The sequence below is a fragment of the Sporosarcina sp. P29 genome, assembly GCF_002743265.1.
Taxonomy (GTDB): Bacteria; Bacillota; Bacilli; order Bacillales_A; family Planococcaceae; genus Sporosarcina.
The window spans coordinates 285,855-310,661 of sequence record NZ_PDYX01000001.1 but is presented as its reverse complement, the minus strand read 5'-3'; the positions used below and the strand labels follow the sequence as shown (position 1 = coordinate 310,661).

General features: G+C 41.3%; 28 protein-coding genes. 22 read left to right on the top strand and 6 right to left on the bottom strand.

The window, feature by feature from the left end; genetic code table 11:
• Nucleotides 1–42: 42 nt before the first annotated feature.
• The 11 genes from hisZ to rlmN all read left to right on the top strand — a co-directional run bounded on the left by hisZ (nt 43) and on the right by rlmN (nt 10,082).
• Nucleotides 43–1,275: an ATP phosphoribosyltransferase regulatory subunit gene (gene hisZ, locus CSV68_RS01465; protein ID WP_158232969.1), complete on the top strand. Its 1,233-nt coding sequence runs from the start codon at nt 43–45 to the stop codon at nt 1,273–1,275.
• Complete coding sequence (gene hisG / locus CSV68_RS01460) at nt 1,263–1,898, top strand: ATP phosphoribosyltransferase (RefSeq protein WP_099632678.1); 636 nt, start codon at nt 1,263–1,265, stop codon at nt 1,896–1,898. Before hisZ ends, hisG begins: the two co-directional genes overlap by 13 nt.
• Entirely contained in the window at nt 1,895–3,175 is a 1,281-nt protein-coding gene (gene hisD, locus CSV68_RS01455) for a histidinol dehydrogenase (protein WP_099661309.1), read from the top strand. Before hisG ends, hisD begins: the two co-directional genes overlap by 4 nt.
• Complete coding sequence (gene hisB / locus CSV68_RS01450; RefSeq protein ID WP_099632680.1) at nt 3,175–3,759, top strand: imidazoleglycerol-phosphate dehydratase HisB; 585 nt, start codon at nt 3,175–3,177, stop codon at nt 3,757–3,759. Before hisD ends, hisB begins: the two co-directional genes overlap by 1 nt.
• Before the next feature lie 140 nt (nt 3,760–3,899).
• The gene (gene hisA / locus CSV68_RS01445) at nt 3,900–4,625 is read left to right on the top strand and encodes a 1-(5-phosphoribosyl)-5-[(5-phosphoribosylamino)methylideneamino]imidazole-4-carboxamide isomerase (RefSeq protein WP_099661308.1); all 726 of its coding nucleotides are present in this window, start codon (nt 3,900–3,902) and stop codon (nt 4,623–4,625) included.
• Nucleotides 4,612–5,376, top strand: a complete 765-nt coding sequence (gene hisF, locus CSV68_RS01440; RefSeq protein WP_099632682.1) for an imidazole glycerol phosphate synthase subunit HisF — start codon at nt 4,612–4,614, stop codon at nt 5,374–5,376. The genes hisA and hisF overlap by 14 nt, the downstream gene beginning before the upstream one ends.
• Nucleotides 5,369–6,016 (top strand): bifunctional phosphoribosyl-AMP cyclohydrolase/phosphoribosyl-ATP diphosphatase HisIE, encoded by a 648-nt coding sequence (gene hisIE, locus CSV68_RS01435; protein ID WP_099633006.1) that lies wholly within the window; start codon nt 5,369–5,371, stop codon nt 6,014–6,016. Before hisF ends, hisIE begins: the two co-directional genes overlap by 8 nt.
• The gene (gene hisC, locus CSV68_RS01430) at nt 6,013–7,074 is read left to right on the top strand and encodes a histidinol-phosphate transaminase (protein ID WP_099632683.1); all 1,062 of its coding nucleotides are present in this window, start codon (nt 6,013–6,015) and stop codon (nt 7,072–7,074) included. The genes hisIE and hisC overlap by 4 nt, the downstream gene beginning before the upstream one ends.
• Nucleotides 7,075–7,292: 218 nt before the next feature.
• Complete coding sequence (locus CSV68_RS01425) at nt 7,293–8,645, top strand: cyclic 2,3-diphosphoglycerate synthase (protein WP_099632684.1); 1,353 nt, start codon at nt 7,293–7,295, stop codon at nt 8,643–8,645.
• Nucleotides 8,646–8,742: 97 nt separating this feature from the next.
• Complete coding sequence (locus CSV68_RS01420; RefSeq protein ID WP_099632685.1) at nt 8,743–8,922, top strand: hypothetical protein; 180 nt, start codon at nt 8,743–8,745, stop codon at nt 8,920–8,922.
• Nucleotides 8,923–9,005: 83 nt separating this feature from the next.
• Entirely contained in the window at nt 9,006–10,082 is a 1,077-nt protein-coding gene (rlmN, locus tag CSV68_RS01415; protein ID WP_085426671.1) for a dual-specificity RNA methyltransferase RlmN, read from the top strand.
• 15 nt (nt 10,083–10,097) lie between these two features.
• On the opposite strand, the gene CSV68_RS01410 is transcribed toward rlmN, so the two are convergent.
• The 4 genes from CSV68_RS01410 to CSV68_RS01395 form a co-directional block, all read right to left on the bottom strand.
• Nucleotides 10,098–10,463, bottom strand: a complete 366-nt coding sequence (locus tag CSV68_RS01410; RefSeq protein ID WP_099632686.1) for a hypothetical protein — start codon at nt 10,461–10,463, stop codon at nt 10,098–10,100.
• Nucleotides 10,464–10,528: 65 nt separating this feature from the next.
• Nucleotides 10,529–11,089 carry an SCO family protein gene (locus tag CSV68_RS01405; RefSeq protein ID WP_233192833.1) on the bottom strand — a complete coding sequence of 187 codons (561 nt, stop codon included), beginning with the start codon at nt 11,087–11,089 and terminating at the stop codon, nt 10,529–10,531.
• A complete protein-coding gene (locus tag CSV68_RS01400; RefSeq protein ID WP_099661306.1) occupies nt 11,086–12,489 on the bottom strand; it encodes a sensor histidine kinase in 1,404 nt (467 codons plus the stop codon). The genes CSV68_RS01405 and CSV68_RS01400 overlap by 4 nt, the downstream gene beginning before the upstream one ends.
• The gene (locus CSV68_RS01395) at nt 12,486–13,178 is read right to left on the bottom strand and encodes a response regulator transcription factor (RefSeq protein ID WP_099661305.1); all 693 of its coding nucleotides are present in this window, start codon (nt 13,176–13,178) and stop codon (nt 12,486–12,488) included. The genes CSV68_RS01400 and CSV68_RS01395 overlap by 4 nt, the downstream gene beginning before the upstream one ends.
• A 142-nt stretch (nt 13,179–13,320) precedes the next feature.
• Between CSV68_RS01395 and CSV68_RS01390 the strand changes: the two genes are divergently transcribed.
• The 4 genes from CSV68_RS01390 (at nt 13,321) to CSV68_RS01375 (ending at nt 15,887) form a co-directional block, all read left to right on the top strand.
• Entirely contained in the window at nt 13,321–14,070 is a 750-nt protein-coding gene (locus CSV68_RS01390) for a FixH family protein (protein WP_099661304.1), read from the top strand.
• Between the two features lie 122 nt (nt 14,071–14,192).
• The gene (locus CSV68_RS01385) at nt 14,193–14,525 is read left to right on the top strand and encodes an ASCH domain-containing protein (protein WP_099661303.1); all 333 of its coding nucleotides are present in this window, start codon (nt 14,193–14,195) and stop codon (nt 14,523–14,525) included.
• An 8-nt stretch (nt 14,526–14,533) separates the two neighbouring features.
• Nucleotides 14,534–14,974 carry a DUF2269 family protein gene (locus tag CSV68_RS01380; protein ID WP_099632691.1) on the top strand — a complete coding sequence of 147 codons (441 nt, stop codon included), beginning with the start codon at nt 14,534–14,536 and terminating at the stop codon, nt 14,972–14,974.
• Between the two features lie 127 nt (nt 14,975–15,101).
• The gene (locus tag CSV68_RS01375; RefSeq protein ID WP_099661302.1) at nt 15,102–15,887 is read left to right on the top strand and encodes a MetQ/NlpA family ABC transporter substrate-binding protein; all 786 of its coding nucleotides are present in this window, start codon (nt 15,102–15,104) and stop codon (nt 15,885–15,887) included.
• 50 nt (nt 15,888–15,937) lie between these two features.
• Here the strand turns inward: CSV68_RS01375 and yfkAB are convergent, their stop codons facing one another.
• Both yfkAB and CSV68_RS01365 read right to left on the bottom strand, forming a co-directional pair.
• Nucleotides 15,938–17,041, bottom strand: a complete 1,104-nt coding sequence (gene yfkAB, locus CSV68_RS01370) for a radical SAM/CxCxxxxC motif protein YfkAB (protein ID WP_099661301.1) — start codon at nt 17,039–17,041, stop codon at nt 15,938–15,940.
• Nucleotides 17,042–17,062: 21 nt separating this feature from the next.
• Complete coding sequence (locus CSV68_RS01365; protein WP_099661300.1) at nt 17,063–18,037, bottom strand: YecA family protein; 975 nt, start codon at nt 18,035–18,037, stop codon at nt 17,063–17,065.
• A 254-nt stretch (nt 18,038–18,291) separates the two neighbouring features.
• Between CSV68_RS01365 and CSV68_RS01360 the strand changes: the two genes are divergently transcribed.
• The 7 genes from CSV68_RS01360 to CSV68_RS01330 are packed head-to-tail and all read left to right on the top strand — an operon-like array spanning nt 18,292 to nt 24,797.
• Nucleotides 18,292–18,711: a hypothetical protein gene (locus CSV68_RS01360; RefSeq protein WP_099632695.1), complete on the top strand. Its 420-nt coding sequence runs from the start codon at nt 18,292–18,294 to the stop codon at nt 18,709–18,711.
• Nucleotides 18,712–18,719: 8 nt separating this feature from the next.
• Nucleotides 18,720–19,181, top strand: a complete 462-nt coding sequence (locus tag CSV68_RS01355; RefSeq protein WP_099632696.1) for a hypothetical protein — start codon at nt 18,720–18,722, stop codon at nt 19,179–19,181.
• Nucleotides 19,182–19,211: 30 nt separating this feature from the next.
• Nucleotides 19,212–19,790: an SCO family protein gene (locus tag CSV68_RS01350; RefSeq protein ID WP_233192832.1), complete on the top strand. Its 579-nt coding sequence runs from the start codon at nt 19,212–19,214 to the stop codon at nt 19,788–19,790.
• Between the two features lie 42 nt (nt 19,791–19,832).
• Nucleotides 19,833–20,555 carry a hypothetical protein gene (locus CSV68_RS01345; RefSeq protein ID WP_199168334.1) on the top strand — a complete coding sequence of 241 codons (723 nt, stop codon included), beginning with the start codon at nt 19,833–19,835 and terminating at the stop codon, nt 20,553–20,555.
• Entirely contained in the window at nt 20,545–20,835 is a 291-nt protein-coding gene (locus tag CSV68_RS01340; protein ID WP_099632697.1) for a hypothetical protein, read from the top strand. Before CSV68_RS01345 ends, CSV68_RS01340 begins: the two co-directional genes overlap by 11 nt.
• A gap of 15 nt (nt 20,836–20,850) precedes the next feature.
• Complete coding sequence (locus CSV68_RS01335) at nt 20,851–21,138, top strand: hypothetical protein (RefSeq protein WP_099661299.1); 288 nt, start codon at nt 20,851–20,853, stop codon at nt 21,136–21,138.
• A 17-nt stretch (nt 21,139–21,155) separates the two neighbouring features.
• A complete protein-coding gene (locus CSV68_RS01330) occupies nt 21,156–24,797 on the top strand; it encodes a copper oxidase (RefSeq protein WP_099661298.1) in 3,642 nt (1,213 codons plus the stop codon).
• Nucleotides 24,798–24,807 lie beyond the last annotated feature (10 nt).

Here is a 24,807-nt window from a genome sequence, read left to right as displayed (position 1 = left end):
CAGTGAAGTATATTTTTCGCATGGAAGGCGGTAGAAGAAATCTTGTATTCTGAAATTCTTGGAAATGAACATGAAAAGCATGAAAAAATCATCGGCACACTAGGAAAAAGATTCACTACATACGGTTATAAGCGTATTAAAACATCCGCATTTGAACAATATGATCTGTATTCTAATGTCCGTACCTCAATCAATCAAAATGAAATGATCAAGGTGATTGACTATACCGGTGAAGTACTCGTATTACGACCGGATGTTACGATACCATTGACACAGCAACTCGTTCAGTTGAATGATAAATTACCCGAAGAAATGCGTTATTATTACGTACAGGAAGTCTTTAGACAGACATTCCAAGAAAGTGAACGTATCGGTAAAACGCAGGCGGGAGTCGAGTTCTATTGCAAGAGTTCACCCGCATCAGATGCAGAAACGATTATGCTTGCATGTCACGCATTACGGGACGTTGGTTTCACAGATGTGAAAATTGAAATTGGTTATGCAGGGTTCTTTAATGAATTAATTGCAGGCTCTGATATCACTGCAGAACAAACGACTGAACTCAAGACGTTGATTCAAGCAAAAAACGTCGTGGAAATAGGTCCGTTCTTACAGCGATTATCTATAGATCCTTCTATTAAAGAAGTACTCGAGCAATTACCTCTATTATACGGTGCACCTGAAGTAGTGTTTGAAAGACTACAAAACTTACAGGTTAGTGAATCGGTACAGGAAGCCATTAACTATTTACAGCGAACGTGCGATATCGTCGAACTATATGGCTTGAAGAAGCATATCGTCATCGATCTCGGCTTGATCAACCACATGGGGTATTACTCGGGAATCATCTTTCAAGGCTATGTAGAGAATTTCGGCAAGCCCGTACTGATGGGTGGCCGCTATGACGCATTAAGCGAAGAGTTTGGAATGAAATTACCGGCGATTGGTTTTGCATGTGAAATCGAATCATTAGTAAAAGCCTCATCTACTAGAGAACAGAAGGAACGATATAGTATCGACGTGACTGTATTATATGAAGAAAGCCGTATTAAATACGCAATCGATATTACGAATGAGTTGAGAGAACGTGACTATCGGGTCATTTCCAAACCTATGATCGATGAGAAACACCAGACAGACAGTCTCTACACAATTCAATTAACAGAACAACAAAACAAACTAGTGGATCTAGAAGAAGTAAATAAGTTCATCGACTTCAAACAATTGCTTGATTTGATCGCAAGCAAGAAAGGGGTACCTGAATGGATTATTTAACAGTAGCAATGGCAAAAGGACGAACAGCAGAACGGGCGATGAAGTTTCTCGAGAAATCGGATGTGCATTTCTCCGAATTCACAGATGAAAGCCGGAAGCTCGTCATTTATGATGACAAACAAAAGATCAAACTGATTTTTGTCAAAGCAGTGGACGTTCCAGTGTACGTTGAAAAAGGCGCAGCGGACGTGGGGATTGTGGGAAAAGACGTCATGATGGAAGACCCTCGTGATGTCTATGAATTACTAGACTTAGGAATTGGGCGTTGTAAGCTGGCTGTGGCGGGATATCCCGATACACCAATTGAAAACATTCCATTTCTGACGGTTGCTTCAAAGTATCCATTAGTAGCGAAAGAGTTTTTCGACAAAAAAGGTATCCGTACTGAAATGATCAAATTGAATGGATCTATTGAACTCGCGCCGTTGATTGGCATGTCAGATGTCATTGTCGATATCGTCGAAACGGGTACAACATTAAAAGAAAATGGTCTTGTTGTCTTGCAAGAGATGGCAGATGTTAGTGCACGTTTGATAGTGAATAAAGCAAGTTATGCTACGAAGACTGGTGATATCCAGCAGTTCATCAAAGATATGAAGGAAGGCTTGGAGGTGCGTTCATGAAGATCATTCGCGGAGCTGAGTTCATTGAAGAACTTCTAAGGCGCAATGATTCCAATCAAACGGATTTGGAATTTGATCGCAACGTCTTATCGATTATTGACAAAGTCCGTTCTGAAGGGGATAGCGCAGTTCTGGATTTCACTGAACGTTTTGACGGCGTGAAGCTAGACAGCTTAATCGTCACAGAAGAAGAAATTAATGAAGCGGAACAAGCAGTTCCAGCTGGTTTTTACCGTGCATTACGCGCAGCAAAAGAGCGTATCACGACTTATCATGAAGCGCAAAAAGAACAATCATGGTTCTTGAATCCAAATGAAGGTATCATGCTCGGTCAGAAAGTAACACCGATCGATAGCGTTGGACTATACGTCCCAGGCGGGAAAGCTGCCTATCCGTCGACGGTCTTAATGAACGCATTACCAGCGAAGATTGCGGGAGTCGGACGAATTTCCATGGTGACACCACCACAACGTGACGGCAAGATTAATCCCCACGTTTTAGTTGCGGCGAAAGAAGCGGGTGTCGATCGAATCTATAAAGTAGGTGGGGCACAAGCGATAGCTGCACTAGCTTACGGTACAGAGACAATTGAAAAAGTTGTCAAAATTACTGGCCCTGGGAATGCATACGTTGCAAGAGCGAAAAAGTGGGTGTTCGGTGATGTAGCCATCGATATGATTGCTGGGCCAAGTGAAATTTGTGTCGTAGCCGATGCCCACACAAATCCTATTTATGCGGCAGCAGATTTGTTATCCCAAGCAGAGCACGATGAGCGCGCTGCGGCAGTGTGCATCACGACAAGCGAAACATTTGCTTCTGAGCTATCTAAAGAGGTAGCACGTCAACTGGCGGAACTTGAGCGCAAAGAAATCGCAACTCAATCAATAGAACAATTTGGCCGGATCATTATTGTCGATTCATTGAAAGAAGCATTTGATATCGTGAACCGTTTAGCACCAGAACATTTGGAGCTAATGATTGATCAGCCTATGGAACACTTGGCAGCTATACGAAACGCGGGAGCCATCTTCCTAGGCCAGCACTCACCTGAAGCATTAGGTGATTATATGGCTGGACCGAATCACACATTACCGACGAGTGGAACTGCAGCATTCTCTTCACCATTAGGTGTGTATGACTTTATGAAAAAGTCGAGTATTATCTACTATTCCGAGAACGCTTTGGCAGAAGTGGCGGAAGACGTCATTACATTAGCAGATGCTGAACAATTAACAGGACATGCCAACTCGATTAAAGTACGAAAGGCAGGATACTAATGCGCAAACAACAACTAACACGTAAGACAGGCGAAACATCTATTGAAATGGACTTTTCGTTAGATGGCACGGGAAAAACAAATATCAACACGGGCGTTGGCTTCTTTGACCATATGTTGACGGCATTCGCAAAACACGGACGCTTTGATCTTTCCGTAACATGCGATGGCGACATTGAAGTGGACCAACACCATTCTGTAGAAGATATCGGTATCGTACTTGGACAATTATTCAATCAATGTATTGGCACAAAAGAAGGAATAGAACGCTTCGCCTTAGTTTCCACACCAATGGACGAAGCACTATCCACTGCATCAATCGATATAAGCGGTCGCTCATTCCTCGTCTTTAACGTAGACGGAATGAAAGACAAAGTAGGGGAATTCGACACAGAACTAGTCGAAGAATTCTTCCTAGCGTTTACCAACAACGCCAAAATTACATTGCACATCAACTTGAACTACGGAAAAAACACACATCACATTATAGAATCCGTATTCAAAAGCTTCGGCCGCGCCCTACGCGTAGCCAGCACCATCAACCCAGACATAAAAGGCATTCCTTCTACTAAAGGGTCTTTGTAATTAAATATTTTACGGTTTTGAACTCTGAAAGAAATTCTAGTTGGTCTTCACTGCGGGCGGCGACTCCTGCAGGAATGCGTCCGCCCAGAGTGCAGATCAACGCGCTTAATTCTTATTTCATTTATTAGGAGGACTAGTTGATGATTTTATTCCCAGCAATCGACATTAGAGACGGCAAATGCGTTCGCCTTATCCAAGGTGACTATGCACAAGAAATAATTTACAATGATTCACCAACAAACATGGCACAAGAATGGCAAAACCAAGGAGCGGAGTACATTCACGTCGTAGACCTTGACGGCGCAAAAACAGGAAACTCTGCCAACAAACAAGCCATCGAAGCCATTGCAAAAGCAGTCAGCGTACCCGTTCAAGTAGGCGGCGGAATTCGCAACATGGACATCGTCGACTCGCATATCGAAAACGGCGTGGCACGTGTCATTATCGGCACTGCGGCTATCCAAGATCCTGAATTCTTGAAAAAGGCCGTTAAAAAATACGGTGATAAAATTGCTGTCTCAATCGATGCGCGTAACGGTTTAGTCGCAACTGATGGCTGGACAGAAACTAGTGACGTCAAAGCAGTTGATTTATTACAAGACTTAGCGGAAATAGGCGTTAAAACTGTTGTCTATACAGACATCATGAAAGACGGCATGCTCCAGGGACCAAACTTTGAAGAACTGAAAATAATGGATGAAGCATCTTCAATTGATATCATCGCATCAGGTGGTGTATCGACAGAAGAGGATATTAAGAAACTCGCTGCTGAAGACATGTACGGCGCTATTATTGGGAAAGCATTATACGAAGGCAATCTATCCTTAAAAAAACTATTGGGGGACGACAGTCATGTCAACAACTAAAAAGATCATTCCGTGTTTAGACGTAGATAATCGTAAAGTTGTAAAAGGAAAGAAATTTCTAGACGTTCAGGAAGTAGCAGATCCCCTAACTTTAGCAAAAAAGTATGTTGCAGATGGTGCAGATGAACTCGTCTTCTATGATATTTCTGCATCGACGAAAAACCGTGGTATGTTCCTCGATTTAATTGAGGAAATTGCAAAAGAAGTGCCAATCCCATTCATCGTAGGCGGAGGAATTCGCACGCTTGAAGATGTGGACAAAGTATTTGAACTCGGTGGTAACAAAATATCTATTAATAGTGCAGCTTTGACTAATCCGGAACTAATTAAAGAAGTAGCAGATAAATACGGATCAGAGCGTGTGATGTTATCAATGGATGTTCGTCAAGAAGGCGAAAATAAGTGGTCGGTTTATGCAAAAGGCGGCATGGAAGAAACAGGGATTGATGCGATCGAATGGGCGAAGAAAATGGAAGCACTTGGCGCTGGCGAGCTAGTCGTCAATAGTGTGGACGAAGATGGCGTCAAAGACGGGTATAATCTTGCACTCAACCGTGCTATGGCCGAAGCTGTCAATATTCCAATCATCGCAAGTGGTGGCGCAGGAAAACCTGAACACTTTAAAGATGTACTGACAGAAGGGAAAGCAGATGCAGCTTTGGCTGCGTCCGTATTTCACTTCAATGAAATCAATATTCGCGATTTAAAAAAATACTTGGCAGAAGAAAATATTGCAGTTAGGAATGACTAAAATGACACTAGACATCAATGCATTACAATTCGACGATAAAGGTCTAATCCCAGCGGTTGTACAAGATGATCGCACAGGGGAAGTCCTAATGCTTGCTTATATGAACAAGGAATCAATTGAAAAGACGTTGGAAACAAATGAAACGTGGTTTTATAGCCGTTCAAGACAAGAACTTTGGAATAAAGGCGCAACATCTGGAAATACCCAGCAAGTGCAACGTATTTCTGTAGACTGTGATCAAGATACATTGCTAGTCCAAGTCACGCCACAAGGTCCTGCTTGTCACACAGGCGAAAAAACATGCTTCTTTACAACAGTAACCGAAAAAGAAGAATCTTTACGTGAAGTCGTCTATGAAGTAATTGACGAAATTGCAGATCGTAAAGCTAACCCAATAGACGGCTCGTATACGACGTATTTATTCAACGAAGGTATCGACAAAGTATTGAAAAAAGTCGGAGAGGAATCTACAGAAGTCGTAATCGGTGCAAAGAACGCGGACAAAGAAGAAGTGTCCAATGAAATTGCAGATCTGGTCTACCATACACTTGTATTAATGAACATTCTTGACGTAGATCTAACAGATGTTCAGCAAGTGCTACGGGAAAGACGACCGAAAAAGGAAGTGCCACGCAAATGAGTAGATTTCTGAGCACAGTTGCGCGCCGTACAGAACCTTATGTTCCGGGTGAGCAGTTGAATCAGCCAGATATCATTAAATTAAATACGAATGAAAACCCGTATCCACCAAGCCCTAAAGTATTACAAGCTATTCAAGAGGAATTGAGCGGCAACACATTGCAACGCTATCCTTCACCAACAGTAGACCCATTGCGTCACGCGATAGCGGAGACGTACGGACTGACAAAAGATCATGTCTTTGTTGGTAATGGCTCTGACGAAGTGCTGGCCTTTTCATTTATGGCATTTTTCGAACCAGGAAAGACCATTAAGTTTCCTGAAATTAGCTATAGCTTTTATCCGGTCTATTCCAAGCTATTTAATATTTCATTCGAAAAAGTTCCATTAAATGCTGATTTCACATTACCTAAAAAGCAGTTCTATAACTCACCAGGCGGCGTCATTCTACCAAACCCGAATGCACCGACAAGTATTTATGCTGAGTTGGATGTAATCGAAGATATTTTGCGAAACAACCAAGATCAAGTAGTCATTATCGATGAAGCGTATATTGATTTTGCAGGTCCGTCTGCGATGAAGTTGATTGATCGCTATCCGAATTTACTTGTGATTCAAACCACATCTAAATCTCGTGCACTCGCAGGATTGCGTGTTGGATTTGCACTTGGACAACCTGAATTGATTGCAGGATTAACGCGCATCAAAGATTCATTCAACTCCTATACAATTGATCGTTTAGCTATGGCAGGGGCTACTGCTGCTTTTGTAGATCATGCATACTTTTCGGAAAGTACGAACAAAATTATTCGCACACGTGAATCTACAGTCCATACTTTAAAAGAATTAGGTTTTGAAGTGCTGCCTTCTGATGCAAACTTTGTTTTTGTGAAGCCTTTGCATAAGGAAGCAAAAGTATTGTATCAACAGTTAAAAGACCGTGGAATTTTAGTCCGCCACTTTGATCAAGCGGATATTCGTGAATATTTACGTATTTCCATCGGTACTGACGAACAGATGAATACACTGTTTGAAGTGCTTAAACAACTTAGTAAATGAATAAATCGACTAAAAGCCATTCGAGACTGAATGGCTTTTTCTTGTCTTTAATGTATATATAGAAGCATAAATTCTTGTTATAATAGCTATTATGACGATATTTGACGTATAAAAGATGTATATGTATACAAAACCATGTATTTTTAACTTTTTCTATTGTATTTTTATACATCTTGCCTTATAATAATAAAAAGAAGCTTGATTGGAGAGATAAACTTATGAAAACTAAAAATATAATCATTATTGGTGCAGCAGGAAGAGACTTCCACAATTTCAATACATACTACCGTGGTAAAGAGGAATACAATGTTGTAGCATTTACAGCTACACAAATCCCGGATATCGATGGACGTAAATATCCGACTGAATTAGCCGGCGAATTGTATCCTGAAGGAATCCCTATCTATTCACAAGATCAGTTACCGGAGTTAATTAAAGAACTAGAAGTAGATGAATGTGTATTTTCTTATAGTGACCTTAGTTATGAAAAAGTTATGGGAATTGGTGCAATTGTAAACTCTGCAGGCGCTAACTTTACACTGCTTGGATCAAAAGCAACAATGATCAAAAGTAATAAACCAGTTATTTCAGTTTGTGCGGTTAGAACTGGAACAGGGAAGAGCCAGACATCACGTAAAATCATCGAAACATTGCTTGAGCATGACTTGAAAGTAGTAGCGATCCGTCACCCAATGCCTTATGGCGATTTGGCTGAACAACGTGTACAGCGTTATGCAACAGTAGAAGATTTCAAAAAACATAAATGTACGATTGAAGAAATGGAAGAATACGAGCCGCACGTTGATCGTGGAAATATCATCTATGCAGGTGTAGATTACCAGGATATTCTAGACGCTGCTGAAAATGATCCAGACGGCTGTGACGTAATCCTTTGGGATGGCGGAAACAACGACTTTTCATTCTATGAGCCAGACTTGGCAATCACAGTTCTTGATCCACACCGTCCTGGCCATGAATTGAAATACTATCCAGGTGAAGTATGCTTGCGTACAACAGATGTATCCATCATCAACAAAATCGATAGTGCATCGGAAGAAGCGATTCAGACGGTTGAAAACAATATTAAATTTGCGGCACCAAACAGTACAATCATTAAAGCGGAATCGAAAATCTCTGTAGATAATCCAGAAATTATCACAGGCAAGCGTGTGTTAATTGTTGAAGATGGTCCGACATTGACTCACGGTGAAATGAAACTTGGTGCGGGTGTGATTGCAGCACAGCGTTTAGGTGCAGCTGAAATTGTCGATCCGCGTCCATATGCAGTAGGAAGTTTGATCACTACTTTCAATAAGTATCAGCACATTGAAAATATCTTACCTGCAATGGGCTACGGCGAAGAGCAGTTAAAGGATTTGGAAGCAACGATCAATGCAGCGGATGTAGATGCAGTCATTATCGGTACACCTATGGATCTTTCACGTGTTATCAATATCAATAAGCCATGCACACGTGTTTATTATGACTTGGATGAAATCGGAACGCCAAATCTTGAGACAGTTCTTACAGATTTCATCAAAAAGCATAATCTTACTGCAACAAATGTGTAAAAATAGATAGCTTATCCAGCACCTACGTCGAATGGGAATTCGGTTGTAGGTGCTTTTTTCTGATATACTACGGTTAGGATAGTAAGGGGGTAGTAACTTGTTTAATTCAAAAATCATTGATCTCGTCATTGGTCTGGTGATGGCGTACTTTGCATATGACCGAATCGCTACAGGACATACCGGAATGGGAATATTCTTTGTCGTGCTTGCGGCATTAAATCTTTTGGCATTTTTCATGAAACTTAGAACGGACAAAGATGTCCAACAAAAACAGTAATAAAACGAATCAGTTGTTCCTTTCACCACAATCTTGTAGTATAATAAAAAGATTGTAATTTTTGAAATGAGGCTAGAAATCATATGAAAAAATCGATATACGGTTTGACAATTGAACAATTGACAGACTTTCTTATAGAAAATGGACAAAAAAAGTACCGTGCAGCACAAGTTTGGGACTGGCTCTATAAAAAACGTGTCTTATCTTTCGATGAAATGAATAACATTAATCAAGAAACCATTGATGTATTGAATGAAAACTTCTCGGTTCAAACACTTGAGCAAAATGTTAAGCAAGTTTCACAGGATGGCACAGTGAAATTCCTGTTCAAAATGCATGATGGCAACTTGATCGAAACGGTTTTGATGAAATTCCCTTATGGTCATTCTGTTTGTGTTACAACACAAGTTGGATGTAATATCGGATGTAGTTTCTGTGCAAGCGGACTCTTACGCAAAAATCGTGATCTTGATGCAGGAGAAATTGTGGGTCAAATCATGAAAGTGCAAGAGTATCTCGATGGCAAAGGCGAAGATGAACGCGTAAGCCATATTGTAGTCATGGGTATAGGCGAACCATTCGATAACTATTCCAACTTGATGGACTTCCTTCATGTCGTAAATCACCAAAAAGGTCTATCAATCGGTGCGCGTCATATTACAGTTTCAACAAGTGGTCTGACAGAGAAAATCAAGGACTTCGCAGATGAAAAACTACAAGTGAACTTGGCGGTTTCATTACATGCGCCAAATAATGAGTTACGTTCATCCATTATGAAGATCAACAAAGCATTCCCGATTGAAAAATTGATGGATTCAATCAACTATTATTTAGAAAAAACAAATCGTCGGATCACATTTGAGTATATTTTATTGCGTGACGTGAATGACCACGTTAAAGAAGCAGAAGAGTTGGGTCGATTGCTTGCGGATAAGCGTCACCTTTCATACGTCAACTTGATCCCGTACAATCCAGTAGATGAACATGGCCAGTATCAGCGGAGTGAACCGGAAGCGATTAAATCGTTCTACGAAGCTCTCAGACGCAAAGGTATTAACGGTGGGGTACGTCTTGAAAATGGTACGGATATCGACGCGGCGTGCGGTCAACTACGAAGTAAACAAATCAAAAAAACAAAAAAACAACCGGTCGGAGAATAATTCTCCAACCGTTTTTTACTTTTTACGCGCTAATTTTACGATAAATTGAACGATCACAGAGATGGCTAGTCCGAATGATGAAATAATGAACAGCGATAAAATACCAATAGCTTCCGAAAATTCATTATCCATCATCAGGAAGCTGCGGAACATCTCAGCAAACGCTAGAACCAGGACGACCATGAACATTTTAAATGCAATCGATAGCTGATAGAACAATAAAAGGGAAGTGACAATCCCGACCATCAGACCGAATACGGCAAACGTCAAATAGTTATTGACGACCAAGTCATGTCCAAGAACTGTCCGTACGCCTAAAATGAGTAGAACAAATGAAGTCAGCGCAGTAAAAAAACCGGCTTTCCAATAACGAGAATCCAACACGTACACCTGCTTTCCTTACCTAGTATAGCGGAATTGACGAAAATCGTCACGCAACCCGACTGTTATTTCATGCGGTTTAGATCGGCCAGTAACTCTTCTTTATAGGATTCATTCGAGAAATTATACTCCTTCAGAATATAGCCTTCCGAATCCAGTAGATAGAAGTTTGTACCATGGACAACTTGCGTAGAAGATTTATGTTTCAGCACAAAAGTCTGGAACTCTTCCCGAGCAAACGCTTCGAATTCTTGTTGTGAGTAGCCCGTTAGAAAATGCCAGTTTGATTCATCATCAGTAAAGTTTGCGATATAGTCTTTTAATACTGCAGGTGTATCGGTATTAGGATCTACAGTAAAAGAGACGAAGTTCATTTCGATGTCCTGATCTTTCAACTCTGCTTGTAGATCTGCCATCTCACTCGTCAAGGTCGGACAAACTGTTGTACAATTTGTGAAAATGAAGTCTGCAATCCATGGCGAACCAGAAAGCTCCTTGGAACTAAATGGTTGATCATGCTGATCCGTGAAGGTGAATTCACGGACTTGTTTCCCACGTTCGAGAGGTTGGCTGCACCCATTCATAAATAGTACGAGCATCAACAGAAAAGGAATCAGACGTTTCAACTGTTTTCACTCCTTTGTATTTGCTCAGGTAATTCAATGACCACAATGGTTTCTGTTATTTCATTGGAAATTGTGAATGTACCTCCGTGTAACCGGACAATCTCTTTGACGATCGATAGACCAAGTCCCGTACCGCCTGTTGTGCGAGTTCGTGCTTTATCGGTACGGAAAAAGCGTTCTCCGATTCGCTCTACGTCCTCTTCTTCTATGGTCACGCCATCATTGGCTATGCGATATTGTACACCTTGCTTACTGGCGGTCAGATGAATAGTAATGGATTGCTCAGCATATTTTACTGCATTATCGATCGTATTATAAAAGACTTGTTGCAATCGTTTAGGATCACCTCCCAAAATTAATTCCTCATCAATCGATGTACGCAACTGAATATTTTTGTCCTGTAATCGAATCGCAAATAATTCCAACGTATCCAATAGTAATTGCGCAATCGCAATCGGTTCAGTTTCCAGTGTATATACATCCTGTTCCAAATGGTTTAGCTCGACTAAATCATGTATGAGCTTCTTTAGGCGTTCCGTTTCTTTCTCGATGGTTGATAAGTAGTGTTTTACATCGTCAGGAGACGAATCGATTTTATTGCGTGAAAGTTGCGCGTAGCCGCTAATATATGTCAATGGTGTCCTGAGCTCATGTACAATATTTGAAGTGAAATCTTTCTTGCGCTGATCTTGTTCTTCAAGGGAACGACTCATTGAATCGAATGCAGTCGCCAGTTTACCTATCTCATCTGTCCGTCCTGTATTGAGTCGATTCGAATAATCACCTTTAGACACTTCTTCTGAATAGGTTTGCAATGTTTGCAACGGTTCGAACAGCGAACGCCACACACGCCGCAAAATTAAAAATAGAACGAGGAAGAATAGGCTCCCGACGAGTATCATAATGGGTAAACTGTCATGAAAAACATCTTGGATCGCAGCGAGCGGAACATATATATATATGAAACCAATCAGTCCATTTTCTCCTTTAATAGGGAAAATGCCACCGAAGATTTCACGATTTAATTCATCTACGTAGCCTTCTTTCATAACGGGCTTGCCTGTTTCTAGGATCTTCTCATCACTATCATTGATGAGTGATTGATAATCGATCTGATAAGGGAAATAGGACGTTAAATCATCTAAGCGATCTACGACGATGATTTCATACTCTGAGACGATATTATACCATTGAATCTTTTCGATGATCGAATCACTGAGCTCACCGTAATGATAATGGGAAGCTGTTCGATTTCCTTGATATATGATCGACTCTTTAATTTGTTCTTTATATAATTCGGTATACAAGTAATGAATGAAGAAGAATGAAAATAATATGGTACACGTGATGCTTCCTAAAAATACAATCAACATCTTTTTGCTTAGATTTAAATTATTCATTCAGAGTCCTCTAACTTGTAGCCGATCCCCCATACCGTTTCAATCATTTTACCAGCGTCGCCTAATTTTAGACGAAGCGTTTTAACATGTGTATCAATTGTCCGCTCACTGCTTTGATGATCATCGCCCCAGACCAATTCAAGTAATTGTTCTCGGGAATAGGCACGTCCTTTATGTTTGACTAACAACAACAGCAAGCCAAATTCCTTCAAAGTTAGATTTAAAGGTTTTCCCTTAAGCTGTGCTGTATATGAGTCTTCATTAATGGTAAGTGGACCAGCTTGTAATACAATTGGTTCAGGATTATGACGGTATGTTCTACGCAAGACGGCTTCGATCCGCGCGACCAGTTCTCCTGGTAAGAAAGGCTTGACGATGTAGTCGTCTCCACCAAGTTTTAGACCTTGAACTTTATCCCATTCCTCGCCTCGCGCAGATAGGAAAATCAATGGGATCGATGAAGTGCGTTTCATCTCCTCTGCAAATGTGAAGCCGTCCATATAGGGCATCATCACATCGACAATGCATAAATCTATCGTATGTTGTTTGACGATCGACAGAGCCTGCAAACCGTCGCTGGCTTCGAATACGCTATATCCGGCATCCTCGAGGATCACACGAATCAAATCACGCATTTGCTGTTCGTCGTCAATGACTAATAATTGGTAACTCAATTTACTACGCCTCATTTCATAAAAGCTTATAGTTTAATTTTCCGTAAAAGATGTGAAATCTACATGAAGTTTCGAGAAGTTGTTAAAACTTCATTGAAATTTCGTAAACATATTTTATAATCATAACAGCTAAACGAATAGATAGGAGAATGAAAAGATGAAACGTTTCGGAATGTTAGTAATGAGCACGGCGATGATCGGAATTCTTGCTGGATGTGGTCAAGATGAAGATGTACCGACGGAAGCTGTTTTACCTGAACCAATTGAAGTAGAACTTACAGTACCTGAACAAGGAAATATCAATGAACCGGTGACACTCACTACACTGGTGACACAAGGTGAAGAAAATGTAGAGGACGCATCGGAAGTAGAGTATGAAATTTGGGAAGAAGGTAAGAAAGAAGACAGCATTCACGTGGAAACAACCAATGATAAAGAAGGTATTTATTCAGCAGAAAACACATTTGAGACTGACGGTATTTATCACGTACAGGTCCATGTTACTGCACGGGGGATGCACATCATGCCTGAAAAGCAAATCCAAATTGGGGATGCTACCCAACAATCGGATGGACATGAGAGTGCCAAAGAAGACCAACATCATGAACATGGCGAAGGAGTAGAAGGACTTTCTCTTCACTTCATGCAACCAGAAGAAGCGATAGTAGAGACTGATACAGAGTTGATGACGCATGCACAGCTTGACGGTGAAGCAATAGAGGCGCAGGTTCGCTATGAAATCATCTCGGCAGATAAGGAAACCACATGGGTAGATACGGAAGAATCCAAGCCGGGTGAATATACAGCAAACTATCAATTCCCTAAAGTGGGCAGCTATCAAGTGATTATTCATATTGAAAATGAAGATATTCACGAGCATGAAGAACATACAGTAGAAGTAAAATAAGTACCACCCCTCGTCACTCCAGTGGTGAGGGTATTTTATTGGGAAGTAAAAGCTGTAATTCATTGATGAAAAGGGTTACACTAGTATAGGTGAAAGATTAATGAATCAAGAGGAGTGTTAGCATGACAAATTATCCAGAAAAAACATGTTCCATTGAAAGACTTGTAACTATTCCGGAGGATGTACAAAAAGTACTCAACGGTGAAAAGTGGGCTACTAGACGTAATGGTGTCTATGCATACCCAGGCGAAACGATGACGTTAGAAGGCAAAGAGTTCAAAGTTGAAAAATTATATGAACAAACACTCGGAGAACTGACAGATGAAGACGCCAAATCAGAAGGTCATCAAACAGTTGAAGAATATAAACAGGCGATGCTGTCGATCCACGACAAAATGCCTTGGCTTCCTAAAATGAAAGTTTGGGTGCACGAATATAGCCCAATTCAGAAATAATCTCTTAAATGAACTTTTATTACGGAGCGATTGTCTTTGCACACGTAGTGTCGGCTATAATTTCAGTAGGACCTTTATTCCTCTTGCTGCCATTAATACGCCGGCTACGTTCTGCTAAAGCAGAAGCAGAAGACATCTATCTGGCGATTATCCGAGTCATTATACGACTCGTTATGCATTCAGGCCATGTGCTTGTTGTGACTGGTATATTATTAATTTTATTTGGTCCGTGGCCATGGAACACGTCGTGGATTATTCTCACAATAGGCGTCATGTTGCTGTCCGGGTTCTTCCTGGCAACTGGTTTCTCTTCTGTATTGAAAAGATTCCATGAACCAAGCAATGACAGGGAAGCAGTACTCAACAAGTTACAACGCACTGCCTGGATTTATATTGGATTGCTTATGGTGATGCTTTGGCTTATGGTACAAAAACCGGCAGTCTGGTGAAATTACATAGCGAGAAAAAAGATGTGTACAATGTTGCACATCTTTTTAATTGCAAGATTTGGTTTGACAGTCAAAATTACAGCGAATATGATGAAGATAGCAGTTTTTTGAAAGGAACGATTTGAAGATGAAAATGAAAGTACTCGGTCTGATGACGATCGTTGGATTGCTATTAACAGCGTGCAGTCCAACCGTCAGCAATGAGACGATAAAAATTGGTACGACGGCAGGAATTTATGCGAAAGTCATCGATCAGGCATTAAAACCGGCACTTGAAGAACAAGGGTACAAAGTCGAAGTAGAATCGTACGTAGATTTAATTGAACCGAATAAAGAGTTGGCTGATGGAGAGATAGATGCCAACATCAACCAACAACAAATTAATCTTCAACAATTTAACGAAGAATATGATTTGCCTATAGTGGCTTTGACGGAAGTTCCAAGTGTGGGACTAGGCTTATATTCTAACTCGTTGACGTCGATGGATGATATTCCTAACGGTTCATGGATTACTATTCCGAATGATGAACTAGGCACAGCGAGAGCCCTACGTTTCCTTGAACAACAGGGATTAGTTTCATTGGATCCAAGTGCACCCACTTATGCGGTTACAGAAAAACATATTGATAGTAATCCGAAAAACTTGAACATCCAGCCTATCTTGATTGCACAGCTGATCCCATCTATGGCAAGTGGTGATTTAGCTATCATTCCAGACAATTATATTATGGTCAATGAAATGGAATTGGAAGACGCACTAGCACATGAAGAGCTTGGTGAAGAGTTGCAATATATCGTTGCGGTCAGAGAAGAAGATCGTGAGAAGGATTTTGCTTTAGCGATTAAAGAAGCAGTAGCATCAGAGACGTTCCAAGAAGCTATTGATGAACATTTCCAGGGCTTCGGAAAATAAAAACCACGTATGGACTCAACTATGAGCCATACGTGGTTTTTTCATCTACCTTATCTTTGCTGTCGCTTCAAAAAGTCTACATTTGGATAATAGGCATCTTTTACGAGTAAATTCGGTCCAAGACAACGCACTGCAGGACAGTGACAGCTCACGCTTTTTGCTAAGGGATGTTGTTGCCATTTCGTATATAAATCCGTTAGCTGGTCGGTTTGAATATTCCCTAGTGGAGGAACATCTCCGAAATCTGTCACGATCACGTCTCCGGTAAACATATTGACATTCAACCGAGAACGACCGTCTGGATCATTTCGCACCGTGACGTTTTCACTTGCTGCAAGTTTCGCAAACAATTCTTGATCTTTTGCGTCGTTACTACAATTATAAAACGGTAAAGTCCCAAATAGCATCCACGTTTGTGGATCACGGTATGACAGCAGATCGAACATTGCTGTACGTGTTTCATCCAAAGTTAGTACATCCAATGAAGAAGCGAAATCGCTAGGATACATAGGGTGTATTTCATGGCGACCACATTTCATTTCATGGACAATTTGTTCATGAATGGTCTGTAAATGAGGTAATGTTCGGCGATTCAACATCGTTTCTGCTGACACCATAACACCCATTTCAGACAATGCGCGGCTGTTTTCGATCATTCGTTCGAATTGTGCTGCACGACGCTCACGTGGCGGCTTGCGTTCCATCCGAGCGAATCCACCATCGATGAAATCATCCACTGTACCCCAGTTATGTGAAATATGCAGGACATTCAAATACGGTGCAATTAATTCATAACGTTCAATAGGCATAGTTAGATTCGAATTCATCTGCGTCTGAACTCCGCGCGCATGTGCATACTGCAATAACGGTACGACATACTGCTCGACAGATTTCTTCGAAAACATCGGCTCGCCACCTGTTAAGCTAATCGTTCGCAAGTGGGGGATTTCATCCAACCGCTGTAATAGCAACTCGATTGGTAATGCTTGTGGATCTTTCGGTTGTAGCATATATCCTACCGCGCAATGTTCACAACGCATATTGCATAAATAGGTCGTCGTGAATTCTATGCTGGATAGAACTTGCTTCCCGTGCAAATCTACATCTTGATATGCTTCCCATGCATCTGATAAACGGGAATGTGATAGTACCATGTTCGTAACTCCTTATATCAATTAATTTTTATCACTAGCATATTCTGCTAGGTCCTTCGCATATTTACTCATCGATGAGGTAGAAACATCAAATGCTTCTGCGATCTCTTTTAATGTCATATCAAGCGGTTCGAAATATTTATTGTCTAAACCATAACGGATTGCACCGGCCGCAATCGCTAGTTTCTTTCGGGCTTTTGGCTGCTCATCTACTAAGAAATCTTCAAGCACTTCTAGCAAAGCTTGCGATTCTCGGTCATGTTGCTTTAAAAATTCAGCAGCCGACTCTATAACGCCTGCTTCGAATTCAGTAAACTCATCTCCGGTATAGCCACTTTCACCAAGCGCAATCCAGAATTTCATGATGGAGTCTTTGAGTGAAGGGTTTTCCGTGTCTGCAAGAGTTTTAGCAAACTGTTTAATCGCTTCCGAATGATCAGTCGGGAAGAAGATTAAACTGGAAACTGCTAGATAATTACCTTTAGACGTACCGTCGGAAAGTATGAAGCAATAGAAGTGGACACCTACGGGAACAGGCTTATCGCTTTCTTTCCACAATTCAATCGTTTCATCACCTAGAATACTTGTAGCTGTTAAATATGTATCTCCGACAGCAGTTACTTCACCGACAAATACCCTCGGCTCTGACCATCTATCAAGTAATTCTAGAATCGATGGGCGAATATGTTTTTTCTTCTGCTTGGCCAAATAGTCGTCCCAAATATCTCTCCGTTGATGGAAGAAGAATTCATCGAGCGCGATCGTTTCAATCATTTCTTGTGGTAAATAACTATCCAATGAAGCTTTCCATGTATTTGCAAATTCCACGAACGCCGGTACATCTGGTCGCTCTGGATGAATATCATAAAACGTCTGTAGTATATTCTCCATTTCATCTGTCAGTAAATCTTCGACTGTTACAGCATCTTTTCGTTCACAACACTTTTTATATTTCTTGCCACTGCCACAAGGGCACGGATCATTACGTCCAACCATAAAAACACTTCCCTTTTTAAAATTACTACATCTCTAAGTGTACCAAACGAGAGGCGAGTTCGCATGATATATGTGTGATGAATAACCAGCAGTGAAGTATTGGCATATTTGTACTAAATAATAGTGCTAGTAGTAATCAAGTAAATGGAAGAAAGCAAAGTACGTAGTTTGATTCTCTCATATATTCACGGAAAAAATTAGGTAAACAGGTTACCATTTTGTTTAATCTTCCATATGCTAGTTCGAGGTGACCTATGGAGCAGTCTAACTTGCTGTTTTTATTGTATGCAGACATCTGTTTAATAATTGGCTTTTATATGTACATCCGAAAAATGAGGAAATTGATAGGTTTCCATTTAGGTATGAATATGAGCATGGTAATGGGCGGGATGGCTGCTTTGTTGTTTGGAATCATACTCATTACTCATATGCCGTTCCATTTCACGTATATTACATTACTCTCGGCGAGTATCGGAGGGGCAGTAGGGGCTTGCTTTGGCATGCTAATTGATTATCAGACGTTTGTGACTGGTTTGACGAATGGTCTGATTGTCGGACTAATGGCACCAATGATTGGCACGGTTATGGAAATGCAAATGTTGTTTATTTGGTTTCTACATGCATTCTTCATTGGTAGTTTAGGTATTTTATTTATTTCAATAAAAAGGGCGTGAAGGGGGCAATGCTACTTCTAATCTTGCTATTCATGTGGTGTGTTGGTGAAATCCTAGTCAACTATCGAGTTGTAAAAAAGAAAAGACTGTTGTTTGATGACCGATTCACAAAAACTATTTGTATGGCGATTGCGTCCATCTCTTCTCTCGCGATGGCATTGTACCTAGAATTATTGTTGTCAGATAATCAACTAGTTACTTACTTATTGCCGGTACTTCTTGGAGTGTTTATCGGTTGGCGATTTGGTTCGCTTATTAAAGCACCCGCTTCCTTAAATGGCCTGTATAACGGCGCGATGGGAGGAGTAATGGGCATGATGCTTGGTGCAGTGCTGAAAAATCCTGCACTATGCAATATACCCATTGACGCTAATTCATTGATTGCGAGTAATCTTTTCATCATCACTATATTTATTGCCTTTTCCCATTCAGTAGTTTGTTTCTTCATCCGTTATTCAATGAGAGGGTGATGATCATGTTGGCAGGAGAGGAGTACAGTAGTGAAAAAAGTCATTATCATAATGATGTTGCCCATCATTTTCGGGCTTGTATATGCGATGTGGTCGAAGGCGGTGGAACTACCCCAAATTGGAAAAGTAATCGAATGGCCGTTTACAGAAGTGAGCGGGAGCGAAACGAACTTCCAGGGTAAACCGAAACTCGTCACATTTTTCTACACAAAATGTCCCGATGTTTGTCCGACTACTATGTGGGATCTGACCGCTTTACAGGAAGTAATGAAAGATAGGGGAATCTCTCAAGATGAGTACTTCATCATAGCTATCACCGTAGATCCTGAATATGACACGAAAGAGAAAATAGTGCGTTATAAAGAACTTTTTAATATAGAAGACCCAAATTGGTTATTTTTTAGAGGGACAGAAGAAACAACCAAAGAATTTTCGAAATACCTGAATTTTTATTACGACAGGAATGAAGATGGATTCGTTACCCACTCGACGTCTATGTATATTGTGGATGGTCAGGATTTAGTAAGAGCTCATCATAATATGGCAATAGGGAAAAATAGCGTAGCCATTGAAGAAATCGCTAATCATTTACAACAACTTATTAAATAGTTCTAGCGTTACTTTTCGAATGATAGTAAGGAGGTGATCTTCATGAAGGAAGCTAGTAGTAATCCCGCTTTTTCCTCACCAACAAGTAATGGGCCTGATGAACAAACGAGAGTCTTAACAGATTATATTGGTCAGAAAAATTTATTTAAGATAGCCGGAATTCATGAACCACTCAGGAAATCATTAACACTTAAAAAGTTTTTCAAAAGCAAACGAAATCAGCAAGTTGTCATTGCATCACGCGGTGAAATGGACGGCTGTTTGGAAACTGAAGGTAAAGTCGCAGCCATCGGCAGAGATTTTGTTATGTTGACGAACCTACAGAAACGGATTTGGATTCCCTTTACGTATATTGAAACAGCAAATATCCCCTTTGGCTTTCCTTCTTATTCGAACACGCATCAGCATCACCTATATGATAATCATCTGCAAAAAAGACTAACTCTTCGATTTGGCGAAACCGTCAACGAAAGAGAAGCACTTGTGCAACAATTTTTCGAGGAGTCTTTTCGGACCAACTTTCTTTCATGGAAAGGAACAAGAGTGGAAGTCATTTCGCGCGAAGAAACGGTCAGTGGAAAGATCGTGAATACGACCAAGAGCGAACTAGAGCTTACAAGCTTTGGCACAGTGCGTAAAATCCCTTTAGAAAACATTCGCTTTGTATCTACTTTTTCCTTCGTTTCATATTTGAAGAAAGAGTTGAGAACACTGCTCCGATCATGGGATGAAAAAGTAAGAGGAGGCTGGAACAATGAAAAATAATAAAGGAATTCAATCTCAAGATTTCTCGGGTTTGATAAATCAAGAAGTACTCATTATCACTCAGGCGGTGCAGCTTAATCTATTAGGCCAAGTTTTTAGGCCGATTTTTTGCGGAACTGTTTCAGAAGTGGGGATAGGGCATCTCACCTTAACGCCTGTTACCGTCAAAATGGTAAATGCCCCTTTTTATAAGTTTCCTACACCCATCAGTATACCGCTGGAGAAAATTGTTTCATTCTCGACAGAAGTGCCTTGTGATTTAGTCTTTCCGTTAACGTGAAAAGGAGATGGATATATGACGCAACCAAACGAATGTCAACCAATCAATATAATTCGTGAAGAAGGGATTAGTACCCATTTCAGTCAGAACATTAACAAAAAAGTTCTAATTCTAACTGAAGCTTTCCCATTTATGTTTATAGGGGAAATTATAAGTGTAGTGGATGATTTTGTGGAAATGAAAGTTCAGAATACATCCATTCCTGCATTGGAAGGAAAAACTTGGTTTGTGCATATCGATTCAATTGAAGTGTTCTATATCGAGACAGAAACAGGAATTAAAATCCCTGAATTAGTAGAGTAGAAAATGAGGTGAAGCGAGTGAAGAGACACTACCATGTAGTAGCCATTCCCATACGAATTGTCCTGAATACATTTGGGGACCACAATCCGAATGGCATGATGTATGTGCTGAAGGAAAATGAAGAAAAAGTGAAAAGGCTCGTAAAGAAAAACCCTTTCATGCCTGTCGATCTCGTTCAGCCGCTCTTTATCCGAGCGAATGAAGGAGACGTCGTGGAAATACTGTTTGAAAATAAACTCCCATTCCATGCAGGTATGCATTTTCAGGAAGCAGAATACGATGTCTGCCATTCGGATGGAGCGAATGTTGGATACAATAAGGAAACGACTGTAGCACCATGTGAAAAAATCTTATATAAGCTGCATTTGATAAAAGAAGGAAACTATTATTTCTCTGATCTAGGAAATGTCTCGAGTGACCAGAACGGTTCCAATTCAAATGGTCTGGTAGGAGGCTTATGCGTGCAAAGTCGTTTCTCCTGGTGGACCGATCCTGAAACAGGCAAGCCAATAAACAGCGGACAATATGCGGATGTCCATCACCCTTTGCTACCATCCTTCCGAGAATATGTGTGGATGTTTACAGATGAAATGGAAGTGGATGATTTAACAGGCAACAGACCGATCAATCATTTCTCCAACCAGGAAGAAGAGTCCTTCCACGGTGCGAATTACCGTTATGAACCGGAAAATAGACGTGAACAATTAGTGGCGGAAGGCGTCGTCTGTCCAAACTGCGAAGGGGAGGAAGTACACCATGATTCATGGGTATTCGGAGACCCATCGACTCCAATTTTGCGAGGGTATGTTGGTGACCCTGCAAAAATCCGGCTTTTCCATGGCGGAGTAAAGGAAACGCATGTATTCCATTATCACGTCCATCAGTGGTTCAGTGATCCGAGTGATTTGGCGTCAGAAATTTTTGATGCACAGGCTATTAGTCCGCAAAGTCACTATACAATTCAGCCCCTATACGGTCTTGGTAGCTTGCAGGGCTCTTTTGGTGACGCAGTGATCCACTGTCACCTCTACCCACATTTCGTTGCAGGGATGTGGGGGATGAACCGGGTCTTCAATACCCTTCAAGATGGCAGTCAGTGTTATCCGAACGGGGTTCCAATAAAGTCACTGAAACCTCTTCCGGACAGACCTGCACCGCCAAAACCAACTAAGATGAAGCCTGGATTCCCGAATTTCATTCCAGGAAAAGTCGGTATGAAAGCACCACGTCCTCCAATGGGGATTGTTGGAGGTAGGGGACTAACAGAACTGGAGAGAAACGCAGCCATTACAAATCCGCGACCGGGTGCTGTTTTCACCGATCCATGTCCTGAGGGGGCCCCTGTGAAGGAGTTCAATATCTCTTTGATTGAGATCCCTCTTATTTATAACCGTGAAGGTTGGCATGATCTAACTGGCCGCATTTTCGTACTGGATGAAGATCTGGAGGATATTTGCTTGGGGAAGAAAGCGCCCGAACCGCTCGTCATCCATGAATCCAGTCATACTCGCTATCAAATTAATTTCACAAATCGGCTGCCGCATATTCTGGATGGTGATGCCTTCCAGCTTGTTACGCGAACTTATGAGGCGGGTATGCATATCCATTTTGTAAAGTTTGATGTGCTCGTAAATGATGGGGCGAATGTCGGCTGGAACTATGATTCTTCCGTTTTGTCAGGTGAGACCATTCAATACTCTTACTATGCAGATACAGAGCTTAAAGCATGGTTCTTCCATGATCATTTATTCCCTGGTGCCCATCAGCAGCATGGCGTCTTTGGAACGGGCGTTGTTCATCCGCGATTTACTAAATATCTTGATTCGACGACTGGAGAAGAAGTAGATCAAGGAACGGAAGTCACTTGTGTCAATCCGCTAATACCTGATTACAGGGACTTTGTGATCTTTGCACAGGATTTCACACATTTAGTCAATAAAGACGGTAAACCATTAGCACCTCCGCCATTCCCAGGTTCACCGGATGATCCAGGATTATTTGGAGTGAACTATAAAAATGAACCACTGCAATTCCGGTTAGGCAAAGACTGTGATCCTGCTTATAGTTTCAGTTCTTATGTAAAAGGCGATCCAATTACTCCGATTTTTAAAGCGTATGAGGGAGATTCCATCCGGATTCGGCTGCTGCAAGGGGCACAGGAAGAATCTCACAGCTTTAATGTACATGGTCTTCGTTGGCTACATGAACGAGGCGATCTGAATTCCAGATTGGAAAACCAACAGCATATCGGCATATCTGAATCATTTACGATGGAGATGAATGTGCCGCGATCGGGTGATTATTTATGGACTTTCGAAACAGAAGAGGATTTATGGAATGGGTTATGGGGTCTAATCCGCGCATTCGATGAAAAAGTGCCTGAATTGATCAAATTGCCAGATCGGCCTGAACCAAAAGAGCGTTCAACACCTTTGCCGGAATGTACAGGGATCAGACCGCCGTCAGCTGCTGATCCAACTGTGGAGATAGTGAAGGGGCCACTGAGGAAGTACGATGTTGTAGCCTTTCAAACCTCGATCCAATATAACTCGTTCGGTGATCATGATCCGGATGCCATCATCTTTGCATTGCGTGAGGATATGGAAGCGATACAGAATGGCGAAATAGAACCAGTACCACTCATCTTACGTGGCAATGTGGGCGATACAGTAGATGTTACGTTAACTAGCTATCTGAAACCAGAGCTGTTTCAATTCAAAGACGGAATCTATCCATATCCAATAGTGAAGGAGCAAGCATTTTATCCACCATCTCTACGTATTTCCCTTCATGCTCAATTACTTGATTATGATGTTAAGACATCCGCCGGAGAGACGGTAGGGTTTAATGGTGATCAAACTGTTGGTCCGGGTGAATCTAGGACCTATCGCTGGTATGTCGATTCGGCTGTCGGTGTGTGTGGCATGTGGGATATGGCAGATATCCGCAATCACCGTTCGCAAGGAGCGTTCGGAGCTTTCATTGCTGAGCCTAGGGGGACGGAATATTTGGATCCGTATTTACTGCAGCCAGTGGCGACAGGAGCGAATGTTATTCTGCGGAATCCGTACTTACCAGATACCAGGGAATTCGTAATTGTAATGCATGACGGTGTAAGGTTGCTTGATAAAAATAACCAGGTCATTTTTGATCCTGTGGATGGTATATTGCTCGCTCCGCCTGGAATAGACGAAGATTTGCTTGATACGTATGATCAAGGATCGCGTGGCTTTAACTATCGAAGTGAGCGTCTAATCAATCGTTATCTAGAGCATGCAAAAATTCATGATTTATTTAGCTCAGATGTTTTTGGCGATCCTTCAACTCCTATATTTGAAAGCTATGTGGGGGATCCAGTCACTATTCGGCTAGTTACACCTGCCGAAAGACGTAGATCTCATACATTCCACTTACACGGCCATCGTTGGAAATCTGATTCGAAAAATATTCATTCTCGAACAGAATCAAATGTCGGATTTAACGTAGCGGGTGCTAAGAGAAATCTGCAATTGCTTGGCGGTGCGGGAGCTTATAACGGATTCTCGGGCGATTTCATGTATCGGTCAGGAAACATTCGCTGGGATATCGAGCAAGGGATGTGGGGGATTATGCGGGTGTTCGAAGAGCTTAAAAAACATCTCCCTAAACTAGATCAATAGTTTGTTAAGA